Genomic DNA, 21,209 nt, shown 5'->3' with positions numbered 1-21,209 from the left:
ATGGCTGTGGATATCGCCGGGCTCACCGTCAGCCTGGGCTTCAGCCTCGGTGCCTTTGCCGGCGGCGGCTGGTGGTGCCTGCGCCGCCTGGCCCAGGCGCGGCTGCTGCTGGATACCCCGACTTCGAAGATCCGCTCCGCTGCCCAGGGCTATGTGGAGTTGTACGGCCTGCTCCATTCCTGCGGTGAGGGCCAGTTGGCCGCGCCGCTGACGGGCAAGCCGTGCCTCTGGTGGCGCTATCGCATCGAGGAATACAGCGAGAGCGGCAAGAACAAGAGCTGGCGGGTGGTGGACAGTGGCGTCAGCGATGCCTGGCTGCGTCTGGTCGACGCCACGGGTGAATGCCTGATCGATCCGCGCGGTGCCGAAGTTCGCCCGTCGACCCGCGAGGTCTGGAAAGGCCATCAGCGTCATCCTCGTGGTGCCCTGGTTTCTGGTGGCTTGAGTGGCTGGCTGTCCAACGGTGAGTACCGTTACACCGAGGAGCGCCTGCATGCCGACGAGCCGCTGTATGCCATTGGCGATTTCCGTACCAGCGGCGGTGGCCGCGGGGGGCTGGATCTGACCTCGGCCCAGGGGGCGGTGATCCGCGAGTGGAAAGGCGATTTCGCCGGCTTGCTGCAACGCTTCGACAGCAATGGCGATGGTCAGTTGGACGATGCGGAGTGGTCGCGTGTGCGCTTGGCCGCCAGCCTCGAAGCCGAAGACCGCCATCGCCACACCAGCGCGGCGCCTGCCGTGAACCAGATGCGCCGTCCGCCGGAGTCACAGCCCTTCCTGCTGTCCAGTCACGGCGAGGATGTGCTCGCGCGGCAGTTCCGTTGGCAGGCACTGCTTGGCGCAGTGCTTTGCGTCGGCGGAGCGGTGGCGACCGTGTATCTGCTCAGGGTGACGGGGCTTTTGTAATTGCGTGGGCTTCAGCCCACCGTTTCGGCTCAGGTTGACCCGGTGATATGAGGCGCGGTTCGGAGCGATGGGTTTCGCTGCGCTCTACCGCATCCTAATGGCCCCGCTGGGACTACGGGGCGTCAGAGCGTAGCGGGATTGGACGCTGCGTTGGTCAGCCGTCGGGCCTGCTTGAGGTAAAGGGTAAGTTCGCGGGCGGGCAGGGGTTTGCTGTACAGGTAACCCTGACCCTCGTTGCAGCCCTGGGCAATGATGTAGGCCTCCTGCTCGGCTGTTTCCACGCCTTCGGCGATCACCTGCATGCCCAGGCTGCGGGCCAACTGGATGATGGCGCGGACGATGGTGGCGTCGTCTTCGTCTTCCAGCACGTCCTGCACGAAACTCTTGTCGATCTTGATCTTGTCCAGCGGCAGGCTCTTCAGATAGCTCAGCGAGGAGTAGCCGGTCCCGAAGTCGTCGATCGCGATCAGCGCGCCGGAGCGACGAAGGCTCAGCAGGTGCTGGGCGGCGGTGGAGATGTCCTCCATCAGGCCGGTTTCGGTGACTTCCATTTCCAGGCTGCGTGGCGGCAGGCGGTAGACCTGCAGCAGGTTGTTCACCACACGCGGCAGCTCCGCGTGGTGCAGTTGCACGGTGGAGAGGTTGATGGCCATGCGCAGTTCGCTGAAGCCCTGGTCATGCCATTCGCGAAGCTGGCGGCAGGCCTGGTCCAGCACCCATTCGCCGATGGGGATGATGGAACCGTTCTGCTCGGCCAATGGAATGAACAGGTCTGGCGGCACGAAACCGTGCTGCGGGTGCTGCCAGCGGAGCAGGGCCTCGACGCCCACCACGCGATGGTCGCGATAGTCCACCTGGGGTTGGTAGACGAGGTGCATCTCGCCACGGGTGAGGGCTTCACGCAGGTCCTTTTCCAACTCGCGGCGGCGGCGCATCTCGCTGTCGACGCTGGCAATGTAGAACTGGTAGCGATTGCGCGAGCGGCTTTTGGCCAGGGTCATGGTCTGTTCGGCTTTCTGCAGCAGCTTCTCGGTGCTGTCGCCATCTTCGGGGAAGAGGGTGATGCCGATGGTGGCACGCAGGCGCACTTCCTGCTGTTCCAGGGAGAAGGCGACTTCCAGGTCGTCCAATACGCTTTGGGCGAGTTCGGCGGCCTCATAGGGTTGCTCGATGTCGGCCTGGACCAGGGCGAATTGGTCGCCCCCCAAGCGGGCCAGCGCGCCAAGGCGGCCGCTATGCCCACGCAGGCGGTCGGCCAGGGCGATCAGCAGTTGGTCGCCGGTCTGGTAGCTGAACTGCTCATTCACGCCCTTGAAGTCATCCAGGCCCACACAAAGTACGGCCACGCGGCGTTGCAGGCGGCCGGCGTCCTCAAGGATCTGGTCCAGCTGCTGTTGCAATTGCTGGCGGTTGGGCAGGCCGGTCAGGAAGTCGTATTGAGCCATGCGCAGCAGGCTGTTTTCGGCTTCGCGGCGCAGGTGGGTGTTGCGTTCGATGGAGGCCAGCAGGTCGTTGGCGGTGGTTATCCACAGGCCAAGTTCATTCTTCTCGTTGCCCTTGAGCATGGGCAGCTTGTGTTCGCTGGGGCGGTCGGGGTTGATGCTGGAGAGGTGCTCGATGATCTTCGACAGGGGCTTGGTCAGCAGCCAGTGGTACACGAGGTAGAGCACCAGGCCCATGGCCAGGGCGCGCAGAACGCCGGATATGAAGATGATCACCGAGCTGGTGACGAAGTCTTCGCCGTAGGGGGCGGTGTCGAGGGTGATGCTGAGGTCGCCGTAGTACTCGCTGTAGGGGCTGCGGCCGACCAGTTGGGTGGTGAAAGTCTGTTCCTTGCCGAGGATGGGGTCGGTCAGCCAGCGGGTCGACCGCTCCATCAGCGGCCGGTCTTTCTCCGCCAGCATGGGCTCGTTGGGGTGGCCGATGGAGGCGTGGCGCACCGATTCGTGCTGGAACAGGCCTTCGATCACCTGCATGCCCATCTCGCGATCCAGGCTGTAGACGGCCTGGGTCGAGGGATCCCGGAACATGCCGAGTATCCGGTTGGCGTCGTTGGAGACCGCCTGCCGCGTCTTGTAGACATCGAACACGATCTGCGCGCAACTCAAGACCACACCCACAACCAGTGCGGATAGCAGCACCACGCGCAACAGCTTCAGTGACAAGCTGTGTTTGAGATCCAGCTTCAAATGGAGATTCCTTGTTCGATGCCGCCAGGCGCCAGACGGGTGTGAGTATTGGCAAACAGGCTCTGGCCGTCAAAGGGCCAGTATGTGAATGCCACTATTCATTGCGTCGATCCACTCCAGCGACCGGCGCATTGGTCTCCCCCTCATCTTTATGTCGGTGCGAACCAGTCCGAGCTTGAGGGGGTGTCTGACAATTTTTCCCTTGTATGGCAACAAGACGACGAACGACGCCCAAATATGAAGAAACCCGGCGAATGGCCGGGTTTCTCTTACCGCTGGAGCGGGTTTCAGGCAGCGTAGTTCTTGGCTACGAAGTCCCAGTTGACCAGGTTCCAGAAGGCCTCTACGTACTTCGGACGCAGGTTGCGGTAATCGATGTAGTAGGCGTGTTCCCAGACGTCGCAGGTCAGCAGCGGGGTGTCGCCGCTGGTCAGCGGAACGCCGGCGCCGATGGTGCTGGCCAGAGCCAGGGAACCGTCAGCCTTCTTCACCAGCCAGGCCCAGCCGGAGCCGAAGGTGCCAATGGCGGTCTTGGTGAACTCTTCCTTGAACTTGTCGAAGGAACCGAAAGCGGCGTTGATGGCGTCAGCCAGGGCACCGGTGGGCTGGCCACCGCCGTTCGGGGTCAGGCAGTTCCAGTAGAAGGTGTGGTTCCAGATCTGGGCTGCGTTGTTGAAGATGCCGCCGGACGAGGTCTTGATGATTTCTTCCAGGCTCTTGCCTTCGAACTCGGTGCCCGGAACCAGGTTGTTCAGGTTCACCACGTAGGCGTTGTGGTGCTTGCCGTGGTGGAATTCCAGGGTCTCGGCGGACAGGTGCGGCTCGAGGGCATTCTTCTCGTAAGGCAGCGGCGGCAATTCGAAAGCCATGTCTATCTCCTTCATCAGGTCGGGATTTTTGCGCCAGGCGCGGGGCCGTTCACGGTCGGCCGGAATTGCGGCTGTGAGTTCGTACTCTTTTTTGCCGCGAAGTCCGGATCATAGCACCGGGCATAGGGCTTAACCACGCAGCAAGTGTGTGGTTAAACCTTCGCCAGCGGCTCTGGCAGGCCTATCCCGTCTGACCCTGAGCTGTTCAGATTCCGCTCATCAATTGTGCCGCCATGCCGAACATCATCATCGCCACCGCCAGGTCCAGCAGGCGCCAGGTGGTCGGTCGCGCCAACCAGGGGGCGAGCCAGGCGGCGCCAAGGGCGAGGGCGAAGAACCATACCAGCGACGCACTCGCCGCGCCCAGGGCGTAGGCGCCAGGGACCGTCTGCTGGGCGCCGAGGGAGCCGATCAGCAGCACGGTATCCAGGTAAACGTGGGGGTTGAGCAGGGTCACCGCCAGGGCCGCCAGCAACACCGCACGACGCGAGCGCGGCCCGGTTTCAGTGGACTGGTCAAGGATGCCGGGCCTCACTGCGCGGCGCATCGCCTGAACGCCGTACCAGAGCAGGAAGGCCACGCCACCCCAGCGGGCGATGGCCAGCAGCATGGGGTTCTGCGCCAGCAAGGTGGCCAGGCCGAAGACGCCGGCGCTGACCAGCAGCGCATCGCACAGCACGCAGAGGGCGGCCACGGGCAGGTGGTGTTCGCGGCGCAGGCTCTGGGCGAGGACAAAGGCGTTCTGCGCACCAATGGCAATGATCAGGCCCGCAGCCACGAGTATTCCGTTCAGGTAGCTCTGCCACATGTTGCTCACTCCGCCTGGGCGTTGGCCGCCAGGGCCCGCAGGGTTGATAGGGCGCGTTCGGCGTCGGCGCTGGCGACGAACAGGTGATCGTGGAAATAGCCTGCCACCACGTTGCAACTGATGCCGGCCTGGGCCAGGGCACCGGCGAAGGCCGCGGTCAGGCCCACTGCGCTCAGGGATGAATGCACCTCGAGGGTGATCCAGGCCGCGCTGTAGTCGTAGGTCAGGCCCAGGCGATCGGCTTCGCTGCGCTCCAGGATCACGGTGAGACCTTCGCGCTCGCGGAAGCTGCCCAGCGGTGCGCTGCCTTGCAGGCGGGCGGCATCTTCGAGGGTGCAGAACACGTACTGGCCGGGGTTGAGTTGCGGCGACATGTTGCGGATCAGGGTGGAGAGTGCGGTTTCGCCGGCCATGGTGCTTCCTTTGATACGACGGGATGGGATGTGGCGAGTCTGGGGTTCGACGATGTATAAGGAAAACGAATCTTGCTGATCTCTCATTAGGAAAACTGATTTGTTCGACTACAAGTTGCTGTCCGCCCTCGCGGCCGTGGTAGAGCAGGGCGGTTTCGAGCGCGCGGCCCAGTTGCTCGGCCTGTCGCAGTCGGCGATTTCGCAGCGGATCAAACTGCTGGAAGCGCGGGTCGGCCAGCCGGTGCTGGTGCGCGCCACACCACCGGCGCCGACCGAGGTGGGCACCCGTCTGCTCAACCATGTCCAGCAGGTACGTCTGCTGGAGCGTGACTTGCAACGTCAGGTGCCGGCCCTGGAAGAGGGCAGCACGCCGGAGCGGCTGCGCATTGCCCTCAACGCGGACAGCCTGGCCACTTGGTGGGCCGCCGCGGTGGGGGACTTCTGTGCCGAGCAGCGGGTGCTGATGGAGTTGGTGGTGGAGGACCAGGAAGTGGGCTTGAAGCGCATGCGCGCCGGCGAAGTGGCGGCCTGTGTCTGCGCGGCGGAACGCCCGGTGGCTGGCGCCCGCAGTTTGCTCCTCGGTGCCATGCGTTATCGCGCCCTGGCCAGCCCGGCCTTCATCGAACGGCATTTTCCCAAGGGGGTGACGCCACACGCACTTGCCCGCTCACCGGCCATCGTCTTCGGCCCGGATGACCTCCTGCAGCATCGCTACCTGGCGATGCTTGGCGTCGAGGGTGGTTTCGTCCATCACCTGTGCCCCTCGTCGGAAGGCTTCGTACGCCTGACCGAAGGCGGTCTCGGCTGGGGGCTGGTGCCTGAGCAGCAAGTTGGCGCTCAGTTGGCGAAGGGCGAACTCCAGGAACTGATCCCGGACCGACCCATCGACGTACCGCTCTATTGGCACCATTGGCGTCATGGCGGTGAGTTGCTCGGCCTGCTCACCGACCACCTGGCCGGCGCTGCCCGCCACTGGCTGGTGCCTTTGGCACGCTGAGGCCAGCGCACCCCATGGTTCCGCTGACTCCATCGCGGTCACTGAACGTCAGCGGATGCGAATCGGCCCCGAGCCCGGCAGCTGTTCCACACAGCGTTCACCGAAAAGCCGTGAGGGCGTGAAGTAGCCGCCTTCGCCCGGGTAATCCAGCATATGGCGCACCGCGTGCAGCACGCCGTGTACGGTGACCTGGTAACCGTTGGCGGTTTCCAGGTGGGCGGTACGACGTTCTCCAGCGGCGTTGCGGACCTCGCCCCAGACCCAGGTGGGCCTGTGTACGCGGGTGGCCTCGTCCGGCCCCCTGAGGTTGCGAGTTACCAGTCCCTTCAACGTGCGTTGTATCCAAGCGCCGGCCAGCAGACCGCGCAGCGGATCGCTCAGGCGCATGCCCAGCGCCAGCGCAGCGGGCGCCGGTAGATAAACCTCGATATTGGGAATGCCGGTGGAATAGAAGGCGGTGGCCACATCGCCCCAGGGGATGGTCATGGCAGATTTCGCTCCGCGCCCGAAGTCGATCTCGCGGCGGCGATGGCCCAGGGGCACCGGGCGCAGGCGGCCGTTCTCACGCACCTGGCCGCCCAGGGCCAGGCCCTCGATACTGGTCTTGGCGGTGCCGGGCGACAGTCCACTGTCGCTGTCGAAGCCCAGTGCCAGGTGAGTGGCATCCGGCAGCGCGGCCTTGAGGCAGGCGGCGACGCAGTCGGTGGGGATGACGTCGAACCCCACGCCGGGGCAGATCACGATGCCAGCCTTGTGCGCAGTCGCATCCTGGGCGTGAGCGAAGGCGAACACGGTGATTTCGCCGGTGATGTCCAGGTAGTGGGTGCCGCTGGCGAGGCAGGCCTGAATCATTGGCGTGCTGGTGGCGGAGAAGGGGCCGGCGCAGTGGGCGACCACGGAGACGCCTTCCAGGCGTTCTGCAGCGTGCCTGGGATCGCTCAGGTCGAAGACGCGGGTCGGCAGGCCGAGGCGACTGCCCAGGGCTTCCAGTCGGGCTGGGTCACGGCCGGCGAGGATCGGCACCAACCCTTGCCGCAGGGCTTCCTCGGCCACCAGTTGCCCGGTATAGCCGTAGGCGCCATAGATCATCCAGGTATGCGTGCTCACTAAGCGGTTCCTCGGCGGTGGTGTCGCAGACAAAGGTAGCCCAGGGCACCGATACGGGCGGGAACGATGGCATGGGTTAGCGTTCAGAGTCGTTCTATTGGCTCGCGACGCCACACCTGGCCGGCACCAGGGCTGCTAGAGTCGCGGGCATCACAAGGTGTACCAAGGGGCCATTGATGAAGATTCTGGTGACGGGGGCGAGTGGGTTCATTGGAGGGCGTTTTGCGCGTTTCGCCCTGGAGCAGGGGCTCGACGTGCGGGTGAACGGCCGCCGTCCGGAAGGCGTGGAACATCTGGTCAAGCGCGGTGCCGAGTTCGTTCAGGGCGACCTGTCCGACCCCGAACTGGTGCTGCGGCTCTGCCACGATGTGGAAGCCGTGGTGCATTGCGCGGGTGCCGTAGGGGTCTGGGGCAAGTACGAACACTTCCACCAGGCCAATGTCCAGGTCACGGAGAACGTGGTGGAAGCCTGCTTGAAGCAGCAGGTGCGGCGCCTGGTGCACCTGTCTTCGCCCTCGGTCTATTTCGATGGCCGCTCCCATGTGGGCATCCGCGAAGAGCAGGTGCCCAAGCGCTTCTCCGATCACTACGGCGCCACCAAGTACCTCGCTGAACAGAAGGTCTTCGCCGCCGAAGAGTTCGGCCTTGAGGTCATCGCTTTCCGGCCACGCTTCGTCACCGGTGCCGGGGATACCAGCATCTTCCCGCGACTGATCGCCATGCAGCGCAAGGGGCGTCTCAAGATCATCGGCAATGGCCTGAACAAGGTCGATTTCACCAGCATGCAGAACCTCAACGACGCCCTGTTCAGTGGCCTGTTGGCTGCCGGACCAGCGCTGGGACAGGTCTACAACATCAGCAATGGCCAGCCAGTGCCGATCTGGGACGTGATCAACTATGTGTTCCGCAAGTTGGGCGTTCCCCAGGTGACTCGCCATGTTCCCTATGGCCTGGCCTATAGCGCCGCGTTGCTCAACGAATCGGTCTGCAAGGTGCTGCCCGGACGCCCGGAGCCTTCCCTCTATCGTTTGGCCGTGGCGGTGATGGCCAAGGATTTCTCCCTGGATATCAGCCGCGCACGGCAGTACCTGGAGTACGACCCGCAAGTGAGCGTATGGACGGCACTGGATGAGTTCTGCTCCTGGTGGGGCGCACAACAACCCTAGCCGCGCAGTGGCCCGGCGTACTGGGTGTACTTGCGAATCAGTTCCTCTTCGCTGAGGACCGGCGGCTTAAGACGCACGCCCGTCAGGCGGCTGAGGTGCTCGCCCAGCTCGCGGGTCGTATCGCGCTGCGAGTCGGCGCAGGCGTTGAGCATGGACAGGATGGCATCGGGCTGGCTGAGGCGAATATCCACAGCCTGTTCTTCACGAAGCTGGCGCCGCAGGGTCTGCATGCAATCCAGCACAGCCTTGGTCAGTTCCACTCCTTCTTCCCCCCATGGTCGAAGCGTGCTCCTTCCCTTCATCCTGAAGCGCGCGGAGCCTACCGGAGCCGTTGACTCCGTCTGGCGCTTTCCTGGCATCGCCCCGTGTCGGGGCTGGCAACTGGCTAGCAAGCCCCGTACCAAGCCGCAAACCCCGGAACTGCTGGGCCTGCGCGCGGTCAATGGAGGGCCGCTGCCCCCGTGCGGTGCAAGTCGCACCGCTGTGGCGCGACGCTGAAGAGCGCCGTGCGAACCGGTATACTTCCGGTCATTCGCGGTTCTGCGTTTCTCTCCAAAGGTCCCCCCATGCGTAATGACGCTCTCGACGAAGTGGATGATGTTCCCAGCCTGACCACCGACGCCCGTGATCGTGACGAGTTCGGCCATCACCCGGCGACCGAGCCGGTGCATCGCAACAACACTATTGGCTATGCCACCGCAGCCCCCAGGGCCAAAGGCGCCAGCACCGGTCCACTCTGGGCTCTGGTGGTCGCCCTGGTGGTAGCTCTCGGCGGTCTGGGCTGGTGGAGCTTCCAGCAGATCAGCCTGATGGAGCAGCAACTGGTTGCCACCCAGGAAAGCTTTGCCCGCATCAGTGAAGAGGCAGCCGGCCGTATCCAGGACATTTCCGGCAAAGTAGTGGCCACTGAGTCCAGTGTCACCAGCGGCAGCGAGTCGCTGAAGCTGCAGATCAAGCAGCTGCAGGCCAAGGTGGTCGAGTTGTCCAAGCAGCAGCAATCCACCAATGCCCAGTTGGGTAGCCAGGGCAAGCGCGTCGATCAGCTGGCGGCTGACGTCAAGTCCGCCCAGGGCGCTGCGACCCAGTTGGGTAGCCAGTTGGGCAGCAAGGTCGATGGCCTGGCCGCCGAGCAGAGCAAACTGAAGGCCGCCCAGGGCGAGATCGCCCAATTCGATAGCCGCCTGAAGGGGCTGGGCAGTGATGTCGAGGCGCTGAAGAAACAGGGCAATCCGAGCCAGGCGATCAAGAGCTTGGAGCAGGACCTGCTGGTGCTGCGCAGCGAATTGGACAACCGTCCGGCCCCGTCCCAGGGTGCCAGTACTGCCGAGTTCGATGCCTTCCGTGCACAGATGACGCGGAATATCAGCACCCTGCAGAGCCAGGTGCAGAACCTGCAGCAGCAGATCAACATGCGCTGAGGCGAGTGATTCAACGAAAGCCCTCAGGCTGTCGCGGCCTGGGGGCTTTTTTATTGTTGCATCGGCCCACGGTTGTGTCCGCTGGTGGGCTGAGGCCCATCCAATTACGAAACCGGGGAGTGGATTTCATCCGGCTGCAGCCGTGGGACGCGGCTGTCGGCTTCAGAAGGTGAAGATGTAGTTCAGGTAAAACCGCTCGGCATTGTGGGTGATGATCCCTGCCGGACCGCGCGAGGTCGTGGGGCGTTCGATGCCGTCCGGCTGGCCCTTGGTGTGAAACTCATTGTGCAGCCAGACCAGACTCAAGCCCTTCAAGGTGCCCGTGAAGTTGTATTGCAGCCGGCTCTGGAATTCTCTTCTGGAGAATCCGTCATAACCGGCAGCGTGATCGGAAAAGGCATAGTGGAGATCCAGCCTTAGTTGCGGAATTCCGATTGCGGAAAAGTTTGTTCCGCCCACCAGTTTGAACATTTCCTCATCTTCCGCGCCGAAGAAGTAGAACAACTTGGCGCTACTGTTCCAGGCGCCGTGATCCTTGCTGAAGAACAACCTGTCAACGTCATCGCCGCGAACTTTGTTGTAGGTCATGCCCGCGTAGTAGTTGGCCGTCTTGTACTTGGCACCGAGATCGATGTAGCGCGCGTCGTGGGACTTCTCCGCTTCATAGAGCCCGGGCACGCCGTCGCGCTCGAAGAGATCGCCGGCGTCCTGCTGCATGCCGTGGGTGGCGTAGAGGTCGAGGAAGCTGCCGGCGCCCAGGTCGATACTGTGTTCCACCTTGAGAGAGGCGGCGCGCAGGTACTGATCGGACTCGGCATACTCAGCCAGTGGCCGGCTACCGAAGGGGAACTGGTAGCCCAGGGCGAAGAGCTGCAGCCTGTCGATTTTCTCGCCGCGGAAGTTGGTCAGGTCGTCGCCCCAGCCATTCGCGTTGCGGGGCTGAACTGCTTGATATGGCTGTAGCGCAGCGACGTGATACTGCCATCGATAAAACCGTCGGCCCCGGCACTCCCGACCATTAAGAACCCGGTAATCCCCGCCAGGTAATTGCAGCGAACTTTGCACATCTCATCGCCTTTATTCTTGTGTTCTGACGATAAAGCCGATGTTCGGGCCGGGCTCTATTGTCGAATCACGCGAATAAAGGGCAATTCAATTGGGTTCCACGTTATGGAATCACCTATTGATGGTTGCAGAGGGACAGTGCCGCCAAAGTTTCAGACGGTAATCTTGAATGTTCTCAGTGTGTGAGTGATCAGTCGAGACTGTGCTGCAACTGGCTGAAGCGTTCCAGCAGGCCGTCTTCGAGCATGGCTTCGGCGCCACCTTGGCCTTCTTCGGCTGGCTGGAAGATCAGGTTGAGGGTGCCCTGGAAGTTGCGGGTCGCGGCCAGGTAGCGCGCCGCGCCCAGCAGCATGACGGTGTGCCCGTCGTGGCCGCAGGCGTGCATGCGACCCGCGTGACAGCTGCTGTAGGTCAGGCCGGTGGCTTCGATGATGGGCAAGGCATCCATGTCGGCACGCAGGCCGAGCGTGCGGCTGGAGGCGCCATTGCGCAGCACGCCGACCACGCCGGTGCGGCCGATGCCGCTGTGCACCTCGTAGCCCCATTCGGTCAGCAGGCGGGCCACCAGGGCAGCGGTGCGCTGCTCTTCGAAGCCGAGTTCGGGGTGGGCGTGGATGTCTTGGCGCAGAGCTTTCAAGTCGGCGTCTACATCATCGAGCCAAGCCTGGATGTGTGCGTAACGGGTCATTGTTCTTGTTCTCCTCGTTTGGGCGGCTACCGCCTTTCGCGGCTGGCTCTCAGCTAACCGCGAGGATGAATGGAGAACAATCGAAGGTGGTTCCACAGGGTGGAACACGGGACGAAGCCCAACGGGCCAGGAACGAATGCGTCAGAGCGTGCTGTCCGTGTCGGGCATCAACCGGCAGCCCTGGTGCGGGCTGACCCACGCGGCAGTGTTGCTACGGCCGAGGCCGCTGGCGGTCACGCGCTTGTGCTCGGCGTCGTCGAGGAAACCACTGGTGGGCACGTACTGCTTCACGTAGCCCTGGCAGTAGTCGGCGGAGTTGCCCATCACGTAGCGGCAGGAGCAGTACTCCTTGGCGGTGTAGGCGCTGATGATGTCGGGGAAGGCGGCCAGGTGTGCGCGGTTCTGCCAGGCCAGCGCGGCCAGCAGAATCAGCGCCAGGGTCAGCAGGCTGAGGATAGGGCGACGGGCAATCATGGTTGCACCTGCGTGGCGAAGGCGGCCAGGGCCAGCTTGAGGAAATCGTTGTGGCGGTAGCTGCCGTCGCGGTCATCGGCGTAGCGCACGATCACCAGTTTCTCGCTGGGCATTACGTAGAGCGCCTGGCCCCAGTGGCCGAGGGCGGCGAAGGTATCTTCCGGGGCATCCGGCCAGGGCTTGGCGGCGCCTTCCAGCTGGGCGTTGAGCCACCAGTGGCCGCCGGGCACGGCTTCGCCCGGGTTGGCCGGGGCCGGCCGGTAGTCGGCGAAGGGTTTGCGGTTGAAGGCGACCCAGTCCACCGGCAGCAATTGGCGCTCGCCCCAGCGGCCGCCGCGCTGCATCAGCAGGCCGACGCGCGCCAGATCGCGGGCGGTCAGGTAGCTGTAGGAGGAGCCGACGTAGGTGCCGGCGGCATCGGTTTCCCAGACTGCCGAGCGAATGCCCAGGGGCTCGAACAGCGCAGTCCAGGGGTACTCCGCGTAGGCCTGTTCGCCGACCATGCCGCGCAGCGCGGCGGAGAGCACGTTGGTGTCGCCGCTGGAGTAGCGGAAGCGCTTGCCGGGTACGGCATCCAGTGGGTGATCGGCGGTGAAGGCGGCCATGTCGCCGCGGCCACGGGTATAGAGCATAGCCACCACCGAGGACTTCAGCGGTGCGTATTCGTAGTCCTCTTGCCAGGCGAGACCCGAGGCCCAGTGCAGCAGGTGGTCGATGTGGACATTGGGGTGGCCGGCGAAGGCCGGGAAGTAGCGCGCTACCGGCTCGTCCAGCTTGAAGCGGCCCTCGCCGTAGGCGACCCCCAGGACACTGGCCAGCAGACTCTTGCTCACCGACCAGGTGAGGTGCGGGGTCTCGGCGCGGGTTGGGCCGGCATAGTGTTCATAGATGACCTCGCCGTCGTGGATGACGACCACGGCATCGCTGCGCACACCTTTGCGACTCTGATCGTCACGGTTGGGAAAGGCGTAGGCTTCGAAGGCCTGCACGGCAGCGCCGCTGGGTGTAGGGCCTTGCTGCCAGTCGGCGGCGGGCCAGGTTTCGGCCTGGGCCAGACTGGCGCAAAAGCCGAGCGCCAGGCCCAGCTGGCGTACGAAGGGGACGGGCATCGAAGGGCCTCTTCTGGTTATGAAAAGGCGCAACCTAGCATGGCGTTCATGACGGCAAAAAGCGCCGAACGCGCCGACTAATGCGGCCACTCGGCGCGATAGGTCAGTTCAGCGGGGCAACCGGTAGTCGTCTGGCCCCAGCAGGTCGATGCCGCACTCCAGGTTCTCGATCCAGTACAGAAAGGCGCTGATCATCTCGCGGCCGACAAAGGGCCGGCCGTGCTGCGGCACGATCATCTCCACGTCCATGCCACGCACCATCTCTGCCCAGAGCCGGCAGATCTTGTTGCTGGCCATGTAACGGCGGTGGAAGCCTTCCATGTTCGGTACGTGGTTGATGAAGTCGCGCACCGGCGTGGCGTCATCCACCAGAGAGGCGCCCATGTCGCCGGAGAAGAGGATGCGGCTGACCGGGTCGTAGAGCTGGAAGTTGCCCACCGAGTGGAGGAAGTGCGCCGGCACGGCTTTCAACTGGCAGCGACCGAGATTGATGGACTGGCCTCGGTCGGGCAGGGCGATGATGCGATCGTAGGTGGAAATGCCGTGGCTGATGGCCAGGTAGTTGGCGGTCAGGTGGGGCAGGAAGCGTGCCCAGAGCTTGGAGCAGATTACCCGCGCACGGGTGTGCAGCAGCCACTTGTCCAGGGAGGCGATGATGTCCGGGTCCTGGTGAGAGGCGAAGATGTAGGTCAGGTCCTGCACCGGCATGCGCTTGGACAGTTCAAGCGACAGCGGGGTGTAGGTCAGGTCGCCGCCCGGGTCCAGCAGCAGGTATTGCTCGTGGTCGGTGATCAGGAACTGGTTGGACTGCACGCCGTCGCCGCTGACCAGATCGTCGAACATCAGGCATTGATGGGTGCCGTTATCGAACAGCACGATGGGGTCGCGACGCATGTAAACCTCGATAGGAAAAGCGACGCGCAGATGTAAGGCATTTCTGAAGGTCGAATCCTGACCTGGATCAAGACGCGATTGTGAGGGACCGAATGAGGTGCGGGCGCGAATGAATCCGCACCCACGGCTCTTCAGATGCCCAGGGCGGCGAGGGCCTTCTCCAGCCGTTTGGCCCGTGGCCCGCTGGCGATATCCAGTACGCCCTGGTCGCGCTGCCAGAGTGTGGCCCAGTCCGCAGGGCCGTTGGCGAAGGCGGCATCCAGCTCTGGTTTGAGTGCCTTGAACTCGACGAAAAGCGCCGCCAGCAGCAGGTGCATGGCCGGAGTCGTGGCGCAGTGTCGGGAGACTTCCGCGGCGCCTGTGAGCAAGCCCAGCAAACGCAGTTGCAGGGCTTGGGGCCAGGCACTGTCGCGGCCGATGCCGTAGAGCCAGGCGACCAGCGCGGCGAGGACGTGGAGATCCTCGATGCTGCGGAAGGGTTTCACGTAGGCATCCCAGCCATCGCCCGCCAGACGCTCGCAGTGGGCGCCTTCCAGGTGCAGGCGCGCATGGGGGATGTCAGGCATCAGCGGCAGCGGCTTGAGTTGTTCGACGCGCACACCGGGAGCACCGTTGCGCACCACCACCAGAGCCAGGCGTGGCGACTCGCCCTTGGCTTCTTCGCGGGCAGCTACCAGCAGCCAGTCGGCGGCGTCGCCCGCGGTGACGAAATCCTTGCGGCCGCTGAGGCTGAGGCCGGTCAGGCGGGTCTGCATGTCCGCCGGGCGCACGCTGCGATTCTCTGTCACGCACAAGGCGCCCAGACTCAGCGGCGCCGAAGGCCAGAGCAGGCGCAGGGCGCCCTGGTAACCGGCGAGGAAGGCCAGCCCCGGGGTGGGGGCCAGCTTGCCGCCGAGCACCGCCAGTTCGAAGGGCGCGACCTCGCCCAGACGGTCCAGCAGGGTGCCGTACCCGTCATCAAGGCGTTGGTTGGACGGCAGGCGGGCAGAGGCTTCGAGCAGGCGTTGCCAGGGCATTGGAGAACTCCTTGGGGCTGTCATACAAGCATCACGCGACCGTCATGGTGGTGACACCGGGTCTACCTAGCCTGAGCTTGCACAACAAGATCGTCCGGCTGCAACCGGGATCGAGCCGGCCTACGGAGGCTTATTCATGAACCAGATCGCCATGACCCGCGACAGTGTCGCACCCAACGGGAAAAGCCCTCGCCGCCTGCAGGCCGAGCGCCTGGAAGGCGTCGCTGCTCTGCGTGAGGCACAGGCCCTGCGTTTTCGCGTGTTCAGCGCCGAGTTCGACGCCAAGCTGCAAGGTGCCGAGTTCGGTCTCGACATGGATGACTACGATCCGCACTGCGAGCACATCGGCGTGCGCGACCTGGACAGCGGCGAGCTGGTCGCCACCACCCGCCTGCTCGACCACCAGGCCGCCCGCGACCTGGGCCGCTTCTACAGCGAAGAAGAATTCAGCCTCCATGGGCTCGGCGAATTGCAGGGCCCGGTGCTGGAAATCGGCCGTACCTGCGTCGATCCGGCTTACCGCAATGGTGCGACCATCGCCGTGCTCTGGGGTGAACTGGCCGAGGTGCTGAACCAGGGCGGTTACCGCTACCTGATGGGCTGCGCCAGCATTCCGATGCAGGACGGCGGTATCCAGGCCCAGGCCATCATGCAGCGCTTGCGCGAGCGTTACCTGTGCACCGAATACCTGCGCGCCGAGCCGAAGAACCCGCTGCCCATTTTGGAGCTGCCGGGCAACGTGATCACCGAGATGCCGCCGCTGCTCAAGGCGTACATGCGACTGGGTGCGAAGGTCTGCGGCGAGCCGTGCTGGGACCCGGATTTCCAGGTCGCCGACGTGTTCATCCTGCTCAAGCGCGACGAGCTCTGCCCGCGCTACGCCCGTCACTTCAAGGCCGCGGTCTGAGGCCGGGCATGCTGAAGTCCGTACGTTTCTACGCGCGTGTCGGCCGCCTGTTGGCGGTGATCGGTCTGGGCCTGACGCTCGCCGCCTGGGTCGGTGTGCTGGAACGCCTGGGGCGGGGGCAGATGATGGCCACCCGGCAGCGCTTGACCCGCTGGTTCCTCGCCCGCCTGACCGGTGCGCTGCCGTTCCGCGTCCGCGTCAGTGGTCGCGCGCCCGAGCAGCCGATGCTGTGGGTCAGCAACCATGTCTCCTGGACCGATATCCCGCTGCTTGGCGCTGTGGCGCCGCTGTCCTTCCTGTCCAAGGCTGAGGTTCGCGCCTGGCCGGTGGCCGGCTGGCTGGCACACAAGGCCGGCACCCTGTTCATCCGTCGGGGTTCGGGGGATAGCGGTCTGGTTGGCCAGCAGCTCGCTCGCCACCTCGGCGATGGACGCCATCTGCTGATCTTCCCGGAAGGCACCACCACCGATGGCAGCCAGCTTAAGACGTTCCACAGTCGCTTGTTGACCAGCGCGGTGGAGACGGAAGTGCCGGTGCAGCCGGTTGCCATCCGCTATCTGCGTGACGGCCAGCGCGATGAGATCGCCCCCTTCATCGGTGAGGACGATCTGCTTTCGCACCTGGTGCGCCTGCTGCGCAGCGACCGCGCCGAGGTGGAGATCCACTTGCTCGAGCCCATTCCCAGTGAGGGCCTGAGTCGCACGGTGGTCAGTCAAAAAGCGAAGAGCGCCGTGCAACGGGCGCTCTTCGGTGAGGAGGAGAACGCGGCCCTCGCCGCCTGAGTGGCAGTCAGGCCTTGTCCCTGTCCGGCCAGCGAATCGGCGGCACCGTGAGGATGTCGCAGTCCAGCTCGCGCATGGCGGCGTCGGCCACGCTGCCGATCAGTATCCGTTTCATCCCTGTCAGTCCACGCGTGCCCATCACCAGCAGGTCGATGGGCTCACGCTCCAGTACACGACGCAGCGCCGTCATCGGCTGGCCCTCTTCGACCAGTCGCTGGTCGATGAAGGAGCCCAGTTCTTCCTCGAGCAGAAACTTATCCAGCGCGGCGGTGGCCCGGAGGCGCTCGTCGGCGGCGTAGTCACCGGGAATCGCTCCGGCACCAGCACCAGCCGCCAGCATCACGGCGCCGCCCAGCGGATCGAAGGCGTACAGAGCCTTGGCGCCTGCCTTGGGGAGCAGACCCAGCTCATGGGCGGCGCGCACGGCCTGAGCGGAGGCCGGGGAGCAATCCAGGGCCAGCAGCGGCATCAAGTAGTCGTCCTCGGCGGCCCTGTTCACCAGCAGGATCGGCACATGGCTGGTGCGCACCAAGCGTTCCAGGGTGGTGCCGACGAAGATGTCGCGCAGAGGATTCTTGCGGTGGCTGCCGACCACCAGCATGTCGATGTCGGCCCAGCGGGTGCAGTCGGCAATGTGCTTGGCTGGGTCGCCCACTTCCACCCAGACTTCCGGGGCGCGACCGCCCAGCTCGGTGAAGAAGTCCAGTTGATTATTGAGGTAGCGGCGCACCTGCTCCACTTCCAGCTCGACGCGCAGTTGCGGTTGGTCTTCGTCGACCACATGGAGGATGAACCAGGGGCACTCGAACTGTCGGGCTAGTCGGGCCGCGCGCCGCAGGGCGCGGTCGGATCGGTTGGAAAGGTCGGTCGCCAGCATCAGCGCTTTCATCGGTCACCTCCTGAAATGGTTGCTTGATCCATTCCACTGCAGCTGTAGGAATTTTCCCTTGATACAGGTCAATCGATGATCGGCTGGGTACCTGCGAACTGCTGCAGCAGGGGGTAGAACTGACGGAAGTCATCGCTCAGGGGCCGGTACAGGGCTTCCAGTTCGGCCATGGCGCCTTCCAGCGCCTCCGGTCGTGAGAGGCGCCGGGACATGCCGGTGATGACCAGTTCCAGGGTTTCGAACTCGCGGTAGCTGCCGAGCCAGTCCTGGGCGGCCATGCGCGGCGCGATCAGCGCCAGGCGGTCGGGCAATTGCGGTTCGGTAACCAGTACCTGATAGACGTGGCGGGTGAAGGCATCCAGTGGCTCGGCGGCGTAGAGGCTCCAGTCGCGGGCCAGGCAGTGATCGAAGAATACGTCCAGCAGGATTCCGGCGAAACGCCGCCGCTCGCTGGGGAAACGCAGTTTGGCCTGGGTGATCAGCGGGTGGCTGTCGGTGAAGGCATCGATGCGTCGGTGCAGGCGGATAGCCGCTTCGATATCCGCCGGCCAGCGTCCGGCCAACGGCCCTTTGACAAAGTCGCCATAGAGGCTGCCAAGCAGTTGCGCAGGCTGCGAGCCGCCAAGGTGGAGGTGGGCGAGGTAGTTCATCGGCTGAGCTTAACCCGAGGACGGTTCTATCATGACGGTCGATGATGACTATCGTCACAAACGATCTGCGTATCGTTTTTTATCGATATAAAGTTCGTTCCATTCCGATATACGACAGCGGCCATGACCACCTCCATCGACCTCGACGAAATCATCAAGGCACTGGCTCACCCCGTGCGACGCGAGATGCTGCAGTGGCTCAAAGAGCCGGAGAAGTATTTCGACGAGCAGGAACACCAGCCCTTCGAGATCGGCGTCTGCGCCGGCAAGTTCGACCAGCGCTGCGGACTGTCGCAGTCCACCGTGTCGGCTCACCTGGCGACCTTGCAGCGCGCCGGGCTGGTGACGAGCCGAAAACTGGGTCAATGGAATTTCTTCAAACGCAACGAAGCCGTCATCGCGGAATTTATTCGCCAGATGAGCGACGAGCTGTAACTGCAGCACCTGCCAGAACCCGAAAAACTTTCCAGGAGCAGGCCCATGCCTACTGCGCTTCTCGTCCTCGCCTTGTCCGCATTTGCGATAGGCACAACCGAATTCGTCATCATGGGCCTGCTGCCCGAGGTGGCCGCCGACCTTGGCGTGTCTATCCCCGGTGCGGGCTGGCTGGTCACCGGCTACGCCCTGGGCGTGGCCATCGGGGCGCCGTTCATGGCGCTGGTCACCTCGAAGCTGCCACGCAAGCGCGCTCTGCTGGTGCTGATGGGCGTGTTCATCATCGGCAACCTGCTCTGCGCCATCGCCGCCAACTACGGCCTGCTGATGCTGGCGCGAGTCGTCACGGCGCTCTGTCATGGCGCCTTCTTCGGCATCGGTTCGGTGGTCGCCGCCAGCCTGGTGCCGGCCAATCGCAAGGCCTCCGCGGTGGCCCTGATGTTCACCGGCCTGACCCTCGCCAATGTGCTCGGCGTACCCCTGGGCACTGCCCTCGGCCAAGTCGCCGGCTGGCGTTCGACCTTCTGGGCCGTGACCCTGATCGGCGTTGTAGCGCTGATCGGTCTGTGGCGAGTGCTGCCGCGCCAGCATGACGAGGAAGCCACCGACATCCGTGCCGAATTCGCTGCCCTGCGTGGTGCCGGGCTGTGGCTGGCGCTGTCCACCACCGTGCTGTTCTCCGCCGCGGTCTTCTGCATCTTCACCTACGTAGCGCCGCTGTTGGGCGAGGTGACCGGTGTTTCGCCCCGTGGCGTGACCTGGAGCCTGTTGCTGATCGGCCTCGGCCTGACCCTGGGCAATGTGATCGGTGGCCGTTTGGCCGACTGGAAGCTGGCGCAGACTCTGATGGGCGTGTTCGTCGCCCTGGCCGTGGCTTCCAGTGCCCTGACCTGGACCAGCGCTGCGTTGATCCCCACGGAAATCACCCTGTTCCTCTGGGCCACGGCCGCCTTCGCCGCGGTGCCGGCCCTGCAGGTCAACGTTGTGAACTTCGGCAGTGCCGCGCCGAACCTGGTTTCCACCCTGAACATCGGCGCCTTCAACGTGGGCAATGCCCTCGGCGCCTGGGTCGGAGGCCTGGTCATCAGTCAGGGCTACGGCCTCACCACAGTTCCTCTGGCCGCTGCCGTGCTGGCGATCCTCGCCCTGATAGCGACCCTGCTCACCTTCAGTAACCGTAATCCCGAGCTGCAAGCGGCTCTCGACTGACCCGAGGTAAACGACATGCCCACGCTCTTCGACCCGATCAAGATCGGCGACCTGGAACTTTCCAACCGCATCATCATGGCGCCGCTGACCCGCTGCCGCGCCGACGAGGGCCGGGTGCCCAACGCCCTGATGGCCGAGTACTACACACAGCGCGCATCTGCGGGGCTGATCATCAGCGAGGCCACCTCCGTCACGCCCCTGGGCGTCGGCTATCCGGATACCCCCGGCATCTGGTCCGACGAGCAGGTGAAGGGTTGGAGCAACATCACCAAGGCGGTACACGCCAACGGCGGCAAGATCGTCCTCCAGCTGTGGCACGTGGGTCGAATTTCCGACCCGAGCTTCCTGGGCGGCGAGGCCCCGGTGGCGCCCAGCGCCATCGCTGCCAAGGGTCATGTCAGCCTGCTGCGTCCGCTGCGCGACTACCCGGTGCCGCGCGCCCTGGAGACTGAAGAGATCGCCGACATCGTCGAGGCCTATCGCGTGGGTGCCGAGAACGCCCAGGCCGCCGGTTTCGACGGTGTGGAAATCCACGCGGCCAACGGCTATCTGCTGGATCAGTTCCTTCAGGACGGCACCAACAAGCGCAGCGACCAGTACGGCGGCTCCATCGAGAACCGCGCGCGCCTGCTGCTGGAAGTCACTGATGCGGCGATCAACGTGTGGGGGGCCGGCCGCGTCGGCGTGCACCTGGCACCGCGTGCCGACTCCCATGACATGGGGGACTCCGACCTGGCCGCAACCTTCGGCTATGTCGCCCGTGAACTGGGCAAACGCGGCGTTGCCTTCATCTGCGCCCGAGAGAAGGAAGGCGAGGACAGCCTGTCGCCGCAACTGAAGGAAGCCTTCGGCGGCGTGTTCATTGCAAACGAGCGTTTCACCCGGGACAGCGCCAGTGCCTGGCTGGAAAGCGGCAAGGCCGATGCCGTGGCCTTCGGCATCCCCTTCATCGCCAACCCCGACCTGCCTGAGCGTCTGCGCCTGGATGCACCGCTGAACGAGCCGCGTCCGGAGCTCTTCTACGCCAAGGGCCCGGTGGGCTACATCGACTACCCGCGCCTGTAATCCGCGATTTGCCGGCAAAAGCCCCGCCCCGCAAGGGCGGGGCGCTTTCGTTATTGCGTGCGCCGGGACGGCTCTTCGTAGGGGCGAATTCATTGGCTATGTCTGCATTGCGTGTTGCAGGCAGCTGTATTGCCCGTAGGAGCTGGCTTGCCA

At 64.4% G+C, this 21,209-nt stretch carries 22 protein-coding genes and 1 pseudogene; 9 read left to right on the top strand and 14 right to left on the bottom strand.

Translation table 11 applies throughout. The annotated features are described in order from the left end of the window. On the top strand, nucleotides 1–906 hold the full coding sequence (locus AAHM40_RS25275) for a GIDE domain-containing protein (RefSeq protein ID WP_342247144.1): 906 nt from the start codon (nucleotides 1–3) through the stop codon (nucleotides 904–906). Nucleotides 907–1,028: 122 nt separating this feature from the next. Here AAHM40_RS25275 and AAHM40_RS25270 read toward each other — a convergent pair whose 3' ends face one another. The 4 genes from AAHM40_RS25270 to AAHM40_RS25255 all read right to left on the bottom strand — a co-directional run bounded on the left by AAHM40_RS25270 (nucleotide 1,029) and on the right by AAHM40_RS25255 (nucleotide 5,185). Beyond that, nucleotides 1,029–3,095 carry a putative bifunctional diguanylate cyclase/phosphodiesterase gene (locus AAHM40_RS25270; protein WP_342247143.1) on the bottom strand — a complete coding sequence of 689 codons (2,067 nt, stop codon included), beginning with the start codon at nucleotides 3,093–3,095 and terminating at the stop codon, nucleotides 1,029–1,031. 287 nt (nucleotides 3,096–3,382) lie between these two features. Next, on the bottom strand, nucleotides 3,383–3,964 hold the full coding sequence (gene sodB, locus AAHM40_RS25265) for a superoxide dismutase [Fe] (RefSeq protein WP_028628711.1): 582 nt from the start codon (nucleotides 3,962–3,964) through the stop codon (nucleotides 3,383–3,385). 205 nt (nucleotides 3,965–4,169) lie between these two features. Then, entirely contained in the window at nucleotides 4,170–4,772 is a 603-nt protein-coding gene (locus AAHM40_RS25260; RefSeq protein WP_342247142.1) for a LysE/ArgO family amino acid transporter, read from the bottom strand. Between the two features lie 5 nt (nucleotides 4,773–4,777). Continuing rightward, a complete protein-coding gene (locus AAHM40_RS25255) occupies nucleotides 4,778–5,185 on the bottom strand; it encodes an ACT domain-containing protein (RefSeq protein WP_342247141.1) in 408 nt (135 codons plus the stop codon). A gap of 100 nt (nucleotides 5,186–5,285) precedes the next feature. Here AAHM40_RS25255 and AAHM40_RS25250 point away from each other — a divergent pair, with 100 nt between their 5' ends. Beyond that, the gene (locus tag AAHM40_RS25250; RefSeq protein WP_342247140.1) at nucleotides 5,286–6,182 is read left to right on the top strand and encodes a LysR family transcriptional regulator ArgP; all 897 of its coding nucleotides are present in this window, start codon (nucleotides 5,286–5,288) and stop codon (nucleotides 6,180–6,182) included. Nucleotides 6,183–6,230: 48 nt separating this feature from the next. On the opposite strand, the gene AAHM40_RS25245 is transcribed toward AAHM40_RS25250, so the two are convergent. Then, nucleotides 6,231–7,289, bottom strand: a complete 1,059-nt coding sequence (locus AAHM40_RS25245; RefSeq protein ID WP_342247139.1) for a saccharopine dehydrogenase family protein — start codon at nucleotides 7,287–7,289, stop codon at nucleotides 6,231–6,233. Between the two features lie 176 nt (nucleotides 7,290–7,465). On the opposite strand from AAHM40_RS25245, the gene AAHM40_RS25240 reads away from it, so the two are divergent. Further along, on the top strand, nucleotides 7,466–8,455 hold the full coding sequence (locus tag AAHM40_RS25240; RefSeq protein ID WP_342247138.1) for an NAD-dependent epimerase/dehydratase family protein: 990 nt from the start codon (nucleotides 7,466–7,468) through the stop codon (nucleotides 8,453–8,455). Here the strand turns inward: AAHM40_RS25240 and AAHM40_RS25235 are convergent. Continuing rightward, nucleotides 8,452–8,715 (bottom strand): hypothetical protein, encoded by a 264-nt coding sequence (locus AAHM40_RS25235; protein ID WP_342247137.1) that lies wholly within the window; start codon nucleotides 8,713–8,715, stop codon nucleotides 8,452–8,454. The genes AAHM40_RS25240 and AAHM40_RS25235 overlap by 4 nt on opposite strands. Nucleotides 8,716–9,021: 306 nt before the next feature. Here AAHM40_RS25235 and AAHM40_RS25230 point away from each other — a divergent pair, with 306 nt between their 5' ends. Next, nucleotides 9,022–9,873, top strand: coding sequence for an ATPase (locus tag AAHM40_RS25230; protein WP_342247136.1), 852 nt, complete (start codon nucleotides 9,022–9,024; stop codon nucleotides 9,871–9,873). Between the two features lie 162 nt (nucleotides 9,874–10,035). Here AAHM40_RS25230 and AAHM40_RS25225 read toward each other — a convergent pair whose 3' ends face one another. From AAHM40_RS25225 to AAHM40_RS25200, 6 genes and pseudogenes are all read right to left on the bottom strand, one after another. After that, nucleotides 10,036–10,938 (bottom strand): OprD family outer membrane porin, encoded by a 903-nt coding sequence (locus AAHM40_RS25225; RefSeq protein WP_342247135.1) that lies wholly within the window; start codon nucleotides 10,936–10,938, stop codon nucleotides 10,036–10,038. Nucleotides 10,939–11,155: 217 nt separating this feature from the next. Further along, nucleotides 11,156–11,626 (bottom strand): annotated as a pseudogene (locus AAHM40_RS25220) (amidohydrolase); the annotation flags it as partial. Nucleotides 11,627–11,767: 141 nt separating this feature from the next. Further along, nucleotides 11,768–12,100, bottom strand: coding sequence for an amidase (locus AAHM40_RS25215; protein ID WP_342247134.1), 333 nt, complete (start codon nucleotides 12,098–12,100; stop codon nucleotides 11,768–11,770). Further along, nucleotides 12,097–13,209, bottom strand: coding sequence for a serine hydrolase domain-containing protein (locus tag AAHM40_RS25210; protein WP_342247133.1), 1,113 nt, complete (start codon nucleotides 13,207–13,209; stop codon nucleotides 12,097–12,099). The genes AAHM40_RS25215 and AAHM40_RS25210 overlap by 4 nt, the downstream gene beginning before the upstream one ends. 108 nt (nucleotides 13,210–13,317) lie before the next feature. Continuing rightward, nucleotides 13,318–14,103, bottom strand: a complete 786-nt coding sequence (locus tag AAHM40_RS25205; protein WP_342247132.1) for an MBL fold metallo-hydrolase — start codon at nucleotides 14,101–14,103, stop codon at nucleotides 13,318–13,320. Between the two features lie 131 nt (nucleotides 14,104–14,234). Further along, complete coding sequence (locus AAHM40_RS25200) at nucleotides 14,235–15,119, bottom strand: acyl-CoA dehydrogenase family protein (protein ID WP_342247131.1); 885 nt, start codon at nucleotides 15,117–15,119, stop codon at nucleotides 14,235–14,237. A 136-nt stretch (nucleotides 15,120–15,255) separates the two neighbouring features. On the opposite strand from AAHM40_RS25200, the gene olsB reads away from it, so the two are divergent. Beyond that, a complete protein-coding gene (olsB, locus tag AAHM40_RS25195; RefSeq protein WP_342247130.1) occupies nucleotides 15,256–16,026 on the top strand; it encodes an L-ornithine N(alpha)-acyltransferase in 771 nt (256 codons plus the stop codon). 11 nt (nucleotides 16,027–16,037) lie between these two features. Next, nucleotides 16,038–16,808, top strand: coding sequence for a lysophospholipid acyltransferase family protein (locus tag AAHM40_RS25190; protein WP_342247150.1), 771 nt, complete (start codon nucleotides 16,038–16,040; stop codon nucleotides 16,806–16,808). Nucleotides 16,809–16,815: 7 nt separating this feature from the next. On the opposite strand, the gene AAHM40_RS25185 is transcribed toward AAHM40_RS25190, so the two are convergent. Both AAHM40_RS25185 and AAHM40_RS25180 read right to left on the bottom strand, forming a co-directional pair. Then, on the bottom strand, nucleotides 16,816–17,697 hold the full coding sequence (locus AAHM40_RS25185) for a universal stress protein (protein ID WP_342247129.1): 882 nt from the start codon (nucleotides 17,695–17,697) through the stop codon (nucleotides 16,816–16,818). Nucleotides 17,698–17,765: 68 nt separating this feature from the next. Further along, nucleotides 17,766–18,347 carry an acyl carrier protein phosphodiesterase gene (locus AAHM40_RS25180; RefSeq protein WP_342247128.1) on the bottom strand — a complete coding sequence of 194 codons (582 nt, stop codon included), beginning with the start codon at nucleotides 18,345–18,347 and terminating at the stop codon, nucleotides 17,766–17,768. Nucleotides 18,348–18,470: 123 nt separating this feature from the next. Between AAHM40_RS25180 and AAHM40_RS25175 the strand changes: the two genes are divergently transcribed. Genes AAHM40_RS25175 through AAHM40_RS25165 form a run of 3 tightly spaced genes read left to right on the top strand, consistent with a single transcriptional unit; the run spans nucleotide 18,471 to nucleotide 21,056 of the window. Next, the gene (locus tag AAHM40_RS25175) at nucleotides 18,471–18,782 is read left to right on the top strand and encodes an ArsR/SmtB family transcription factor (protein WP_342247127.1); all 312 of its coding nucleotides are present in this window, start codon (nucleotides 18,471–18,473) and stop codon (nucleotides 18,780–18,782) included. Nucleotides 18,783–18,827: 45 nt separating this feature from the next. After that, the gene (locus AAHM40_RS25170) at nucleotides 18,828–19,991 is read left to right on the top strand and encodes an MFS transporter (RefSeq protein ID WP_342247126.1); all 1,164 of its coding nucleotides are present in this window, start codon (nucleotides 18,828–18,830) and stop codon (nucleotides 19,989–19,991) included. A 15-nt stretch (nucleotides 19,992–20,006) separates the two neighbouring features. Further along, nucleotides 20,007–21,056, top strand: a complete 1,050-nt coding sequence (locus tag AAHM40_RS25165) for an alkene reductase (protein ID WP_342247125.1) — start codon at nucleotides 20,007–20,009, stop codon at nucleotides 21,054–21,056. The last annotated feature ends 153 nt before the right edge of the window (nucleotides 21,057–21,209 follow it).

It is taken from the genome of Pseudomonas sp. OTU5201 (genome assembly GCF_038440135.1).
In the GTDB taxonomy this organism is placed as follows: Bacteria; Pseudomonadota; Gammaproteobacteria; order Pseudomonadales; family Pseudomonadaceae; genus Metapseudomonas; species Metapseudomonas resinovorans.
Note: the sequence above shows the minus strand (reverse complement) of the source record. Positions and strands in the feature narration are given on the sequence as shown.